The 5,323-nt window shown below is 43.7% G+C and carries 4 protein-coding genes; all 4 read left to right on the top strand.

Going from position 1 to position 5,323, the window contains the following annotated elements; all coding sequences use genetic code 11:
• Window positions 1-9: 9 nt before the first annotated feature.
• The 4 genes from DW917_RS16115 (at window position 10) to DW917_RS16100 (ending at window position 5,273) form a co-directional block, all read left to right on the top strand.
• Window positions 10-1,173 carry a helix-turn-helix domain-containing protein gene (locus tag DW917_RS16115; protein ID WP_233524797.1) on the top strand — a complete coding sequence of 388 codons (1,164 nt, stop codon included), beginning with the start codon at window positions 10-12 and terminating at the stop codon, window positions 1,171-1,173.
• A gap of 157 nt (window positions 1,174-1,330) precedes the next feature.
• Complete coding sequence (locus DW917_RS16110; protein WP_118120354.1) at window positions 1,331-1,582, top strand: hypothetical protein; 252 nt, start codon at window positions 1,331-1,333, stop codon at window positions 1,580-1,582.
• A gap of 242 nt (window positions 1,583-1,824) precedes the next feature.
• On the top strand, window positions 1,825-3,813 hold the full coding sequence (locus DW917_RS16105; RefSeq protein WP_199545584.1) for a family 43 glycosylhydrolase: 1,989 nt from the start codon (window positions 1,825-1,827) through the stop codon (window positions 3,811-3,813).
• Window positions 3,814-4,070: 257 nt separating this feature from the next.
• Complete coding sequence (locus tag DW917_RS16100) at window positions 4,071-5,273, top strand: nucleotidyltransferase family protein (RefSeq protein WP_118120352.1); 1,203 nt, start codon at window positions 4,071-4,073, stop codon at window positions 5,271-5,273.
• The last annotated feature ends 50 nt before the right edge of the window (window positions 5,274-5,323 follow it).

The following is a 5,323-nucleotide window of genomic DNA, read 5'->3' as shown; positions in this document are numbered from 1 at the left end:
GACTCAAAAATGCCCTATAAACAAGGGTGGGAAACTTTAGTTATATTACAGTTGATTTGCTGCACCATTACCGGCATGTTGGGCTTGCATATAGCAATGGCTTCTCTGCAGGTGAGATGGAAGGTAAGACGCTACGAGACCTCTCGGTGGTTACTCTGTGGATCAATGGCCGTATTCTGCATACATTACTTCTTGCAGATGACTCAGGGATTTCGTGCACAAGGTGCTGATGTGGGGGCAGTCGTTAATATCATGTTCTACACTCCCGTGGTTTTTGCCATCACCCTATCCATCATCAATATGGAGAGCACAAGAAGCGTCATGCGTCGCTATTGTTTGCGCAGTGCGGCTGCCTATGCGCTGATTGTCGCCATCTTCATCTTTGGCGTTTTCAGCAACAAAAGTCTCCATCTGGGCGGTTTGTTATACGTGATGCTCGCATTCTTTGTGGGAAGTATGGCATACTTCATCTATGCCAGCTATTCTGAGGTACTGAAGCGCAAGAAAAAACTGTTGGAGGAGTCGGCTGGCGATCTTCTGCCACACGTTCGATATGCACGATCCAGTCTTGTATTGGTATGCGTCTCAGCAGCCTTTCTTCCCATAGCCATTCTCTTCAATACCTTGTTGTTGGTGGTAGGTCCGCTGATGTTACTTGTTCTCATATTCTTTGTCCATAGTTTCATCTCGTTGGGCTATTATATTACACCAGTAGAGAATATGTTGGAAGAACAAGAGGAACAGGAAGAACAAGAGAAAACGGCAGACCAGACAGCCTATGGAGCCCAGCTGGATAGCGGGGATGATGGGCAGACAGAATTGAGCATTTCCTCCTCAGAACGGATGAAAAAGATAGAAGCGGCATTGGAAAAATGGTGTGATGACAGAATGTACAAAGACTGCAATGTCACCATATATTCGCTTGCTGCCAACTTGGGTTGTAAGAAGAATGAACTTACCGAATACTTCAATCTTTCTCAGCATACCAATTTCCGAACATGGCTTAGCGATATACGCTTTAATGAAGCTGTTCGCATGATGAAAGAAAATCCGGAATTTAGCAATGATGCCATATCTACTGAGTGCGGATTCTCATCCCATACACAGATATACCGCATTTTCAAGCAAAAGACAGGGCTGTCGCCAAGTCAATGGCGCGAACAGATGATATAGCTTTAATGGTTAATAAATGTTTAAAAAGGTGTTGCATTCCTACGAATGCAACACCTTTTTTGGTAGGAATGCAACAACAACCATAGGAATGCAACACCTCTTTTTGGATTTTTACCACTATCTTTGCATTAAAACTTAAAAGCGAAAGATAAAGATTATGATACAAGACCAACAAAACTCTCTTTTTTCTGTATCCTATGTCATCGTGGTTATCGGAGTCATGGCGGTGGTGTTTTCTATATCCATCGTCTTTATGATGGCATACGACTATCACATCTATCTTGCCGGAAATAGAAGAAGGAAATTCAGTTTCGCTGATTTCATCAAGCGCGAGCAGTATTATCTCTATATCCTTGTATTCTTCCTGCTAATTATAATAGGTGAATTGTTGAGGAATAACCTCAGGTAATACCTTTGTCTGAATGTTATGATGCAGAAGAAATTTTTCTTCATGAACGCTTGTTAGTTTACATATTATTTAGTATCTTTGCAGCCGTAATTCAATAAATGTAGTTTTGACACTATAAGTAACTCTTTTATGCTTGGGCTTGTAAGGATTGAGCTTATAAAAAAAATAAGTATATGGAGTTCTTGATGTGTATTATGACATAAACAACAAAAACAATAATAACACTAACTTAAAGGAAAATCATGAAGATGAAGATTACATTCAGTTCTTTATTACTGGCAGCGTTGGCATGGGGAACGCCTCTCCAGGTTTCTGCCGCAAAGAAGGCTGCTACCAACAACAAGTTTGCAGGCTATCTCTTCGCTTATTTCGAAGGAAGTGGCAACAAGCAGGAACATCTGCGTTTTGCCATCAGCGAGGATGCCAAGAACTGGTATGCGCTCAATGACAACCAGCCTGTCATCGCCAGCGATTCTATCAGTACCAGTGGCGGTATTCGCGACCCTCATATCCTTCGTGGTGAAGATGGCTGCTATTACATCGTGGCTACAGATATGAACACCGTGAAGAATGGATGGAAGGATAATCCGGGCATCGTATTGATGAAGTCTAAGAACTTGGTGAACTGGACGCACTCTAAAATCGTGTTGAAGGAAGACTACAAGGAGCATTTCAGCGATGCCTATTGGGTATGGGCTCCACAGACCATCTATGATAAGAAGGCCAAGAAGTATATGATCTATTTCACCCTTCAGCGTACGGGCGATGGCAGAAAGAGCCTCGTTACCTATTATGCTTATGCCAACAAGGACTTCACGGGTTTCGAGAGTGAACCGAAGGTGCTCTTCAATGCCAAGTATGGTTGCATCGATAACGACATCATCGAGCGCAACGGCGTTTACCACATGTTCTATAAAGGAAACATCAAGAATGCCGAAGGCAAGGAAATCCAGAATGGAATTCAGCAGGCTACTGCCAAGAATCTGAAGGGACCATGGAAGGAGGACTTCAAGTTTATCGATGCTTACGCAGATAGCAAGACCGGTGTGGAAGGTTCCGGTGTATTCAAACTTAATGACAAGAATGAGTATGTGCTGATGTACGACCTTTATGGTTCAGGCCGTTATGAGTATCAGACTTCCAAGGATCTGAATACTTTCTCTACCAAGCCAGAATCATTCCGCAAGGACTTTTTTCCTCGTCATGGAACGGTTTGTTCTGTAACCAAGGACGAGATGGAGAGATTGCAGCAGAAGTGGGGTTATGTATTGAATCTTTCTTATACAGGCAAGGGCAACCCAATCTTGCCAGGTTTCCATGCAGATCCGGAAATCCTGTATTCCAACAAGACGGGTAAGTACTACATCTATTCTACCACCGATGGAAAACCGGGATGGGGTGGATATAAGTACTATGTATATTCTTCTGCCGACCTGAAGGAGTGGAAGAATGAAGGCGTGGCACTGGATGCGAAGAGCGACCAGATAGCCTGGGCGAATGGCAATCTCTGGGCACCAGCTGCCATCGAGGTGAAACAGAAAAACGGCAGCTACAAGTACTATCTCTATTTCAGTGCCCGTCCTAATGACAACGGCAGAAAGCAGATGGGCGTAGCGGTTTCAGATTCTCCTACAGGTCCTTTTGTGGATTTAGGTCAGCCTCTCTTGGCAAAGAACCATCCGGGTTGCAATGGGCAACTCATCGATGTGGATGTTTTCATGGATCCTGTTTCCAAGAAGCCTTACCTCTATTGGGGCAACAGTTTTATGGCGGGTGCAGAATTGGAGCCAAATATGACCAAGATTAAGGATGAAACCGTGACAGTGATGACTCCAAAGGGCGGAAGCCTGCGAGACTATGCTTATCGCGAGGCTCCATACGTGTTCTATCGCAACGGACTCTACTACTTCATGTGGTCGGTGGATGATACGGGTGCAGCCAACTATCATGTGGCTTACGGAACATCCAAGTCTCCGCTCGGTCCTATCGAGGTAGCGAAGGATCCTATCGTTCTGATTCAGGACCCTCAGCATGAGATTTACGGTACTGCCCATAACTCCGTGATCCAGAAGCCAGGCACAGATGAGTGGTATATCGTTTATCATCGCATCAACAAGGATTATATCCATTTCCAGCCAGGTGTTCACCGTGAGGTTTGCATCGACAAGTTGGAATTCAATGCAGATGGTACTATCAAGCGAGTTGTGCCTACACATGGAGGAATCCAATAAAAACATATAAACAGAATTTCATACAATTCCTTTCTTACAATCCCTTGCAGAAATCCTGATAGGAAATCCTGCAGGGGATTGTTTTTGCCATATATTCCGCTGAATTGTTTATTTAGGTTAAAAAATGACAAGAAAGTTTGGTGGTTTGAAAGGAAAAATGTATTTTTGCGAATGAAAAGAGGATTTTTAAAGTAGAAGATAAATCAACGTTTAAACAAAATAACACTATACTGGCAAAATAGGGTTACCCCGACAACATGATGGAATTATATTTTCGTTTGATACAGTTTTCCTTAGGACTTTACGAAGGTAAGGAGTTCTTGGATGGAACAGCATTGAAAGACTTCGACTGGAAGGCTTTCTTCGATTTCGTCAAGAAACAAACCTTGGTGGGAATCGCGATGGATGGAGTCCAGAAGTTGCCTAAGGGAGTAGCTCCTAACGAGAACTTGTTGTTGATCTGGTTCGGACTGAGCCACAAACTCATGATGCGCAACAGTATCCTGAATAAAGCCACAGTGTATGTATATAAGAAAATAAGAGAGGCAGGTTTTCCTTGTTGTATTCTGAAGGGCCAGGGCAATGCTATGCTTTATCCCCATCCTGTTTCGAGAACTCCGGGTGATGTGGATGTGTGGGTAGATGCGTCCCGCGAAGAGATTCGTTCCCTGGCTTGTTCCCTGGCAAAAGATAAGGGGTATGTAAGCGATGAGAGTCTCAATCATGTGGGACTTTTCATCAATGAAATAGCCGTTGAGCTTCATTCTACTCCTGCCATCATGGCCAATTTCTTCTATAATCGCCGTTTGCAGAAATGGCTGAACGAGGAGAAGGGAAGACAGTGCAGCCATCTGGTTAGTTTGGACAGTCGTCCGGTTTCATCTGGTAGCGATGCACAGAAGGGACTGGCTGAGATGAAGGTTGCCGTTCCTACGGCTTCTTTTAATGCAGTCTATCAGTTGTATCATCTCTATCATCACTATTTCTATGAAGGAGTAGGGTTGCGTCAGGTGCTTGATTATTATTTCGTAGTGACGGATTTGATGGATGAATTGGAAAAGCAGCAGACGGGTTCTGCTATTTCAGATTCGGAAAATCATTCTTCTCTGACTGAAATCCAGCAGACGCTGAAGCAGTTAGGGTTATGGCATTTTGCAGGAGCGATGATGTATGTCTTGCGTGAAGTGTTAGGACTTTCGGAGGACAAGATGTTGGTTCCAGTAGATATCCGACGAGGCGAGATGTTGCTTCATGAAATACTTGCTGGTGGAAATTTCGGCAGGTATGACAGTCGCAATGGTCTTGGTGATGGTTTTATTGGTCATAATTTGCAGCGTTTATGTCGCGACTTGCGATTCCTGCGCTATTATCCGGCTGAGGCTCTGAGCGAACCTCTCTTCCGCATCTGGCATTATGGCTGGCGCCATTTCCTGCCCAAAAAAATGACAAATGAGAAATGAGAAATTAGAAATCCTAAATTCCGCAGCATTTTAGTTTAACTTATTTTATA

This window comes from Prevotella sp. AM42-24, from assembly GCF_003461825.1.
GTDB lineage: Bacteria > Bacteroidota > Bacteroidia > Bacteroidales > Bacteroidaceae > Prevotella > Prevotella hominis.
Note: the sequence above shows the minus strand (reverse complement) of the source record. Positions and strands in the feature narration are given on the sequence as shown.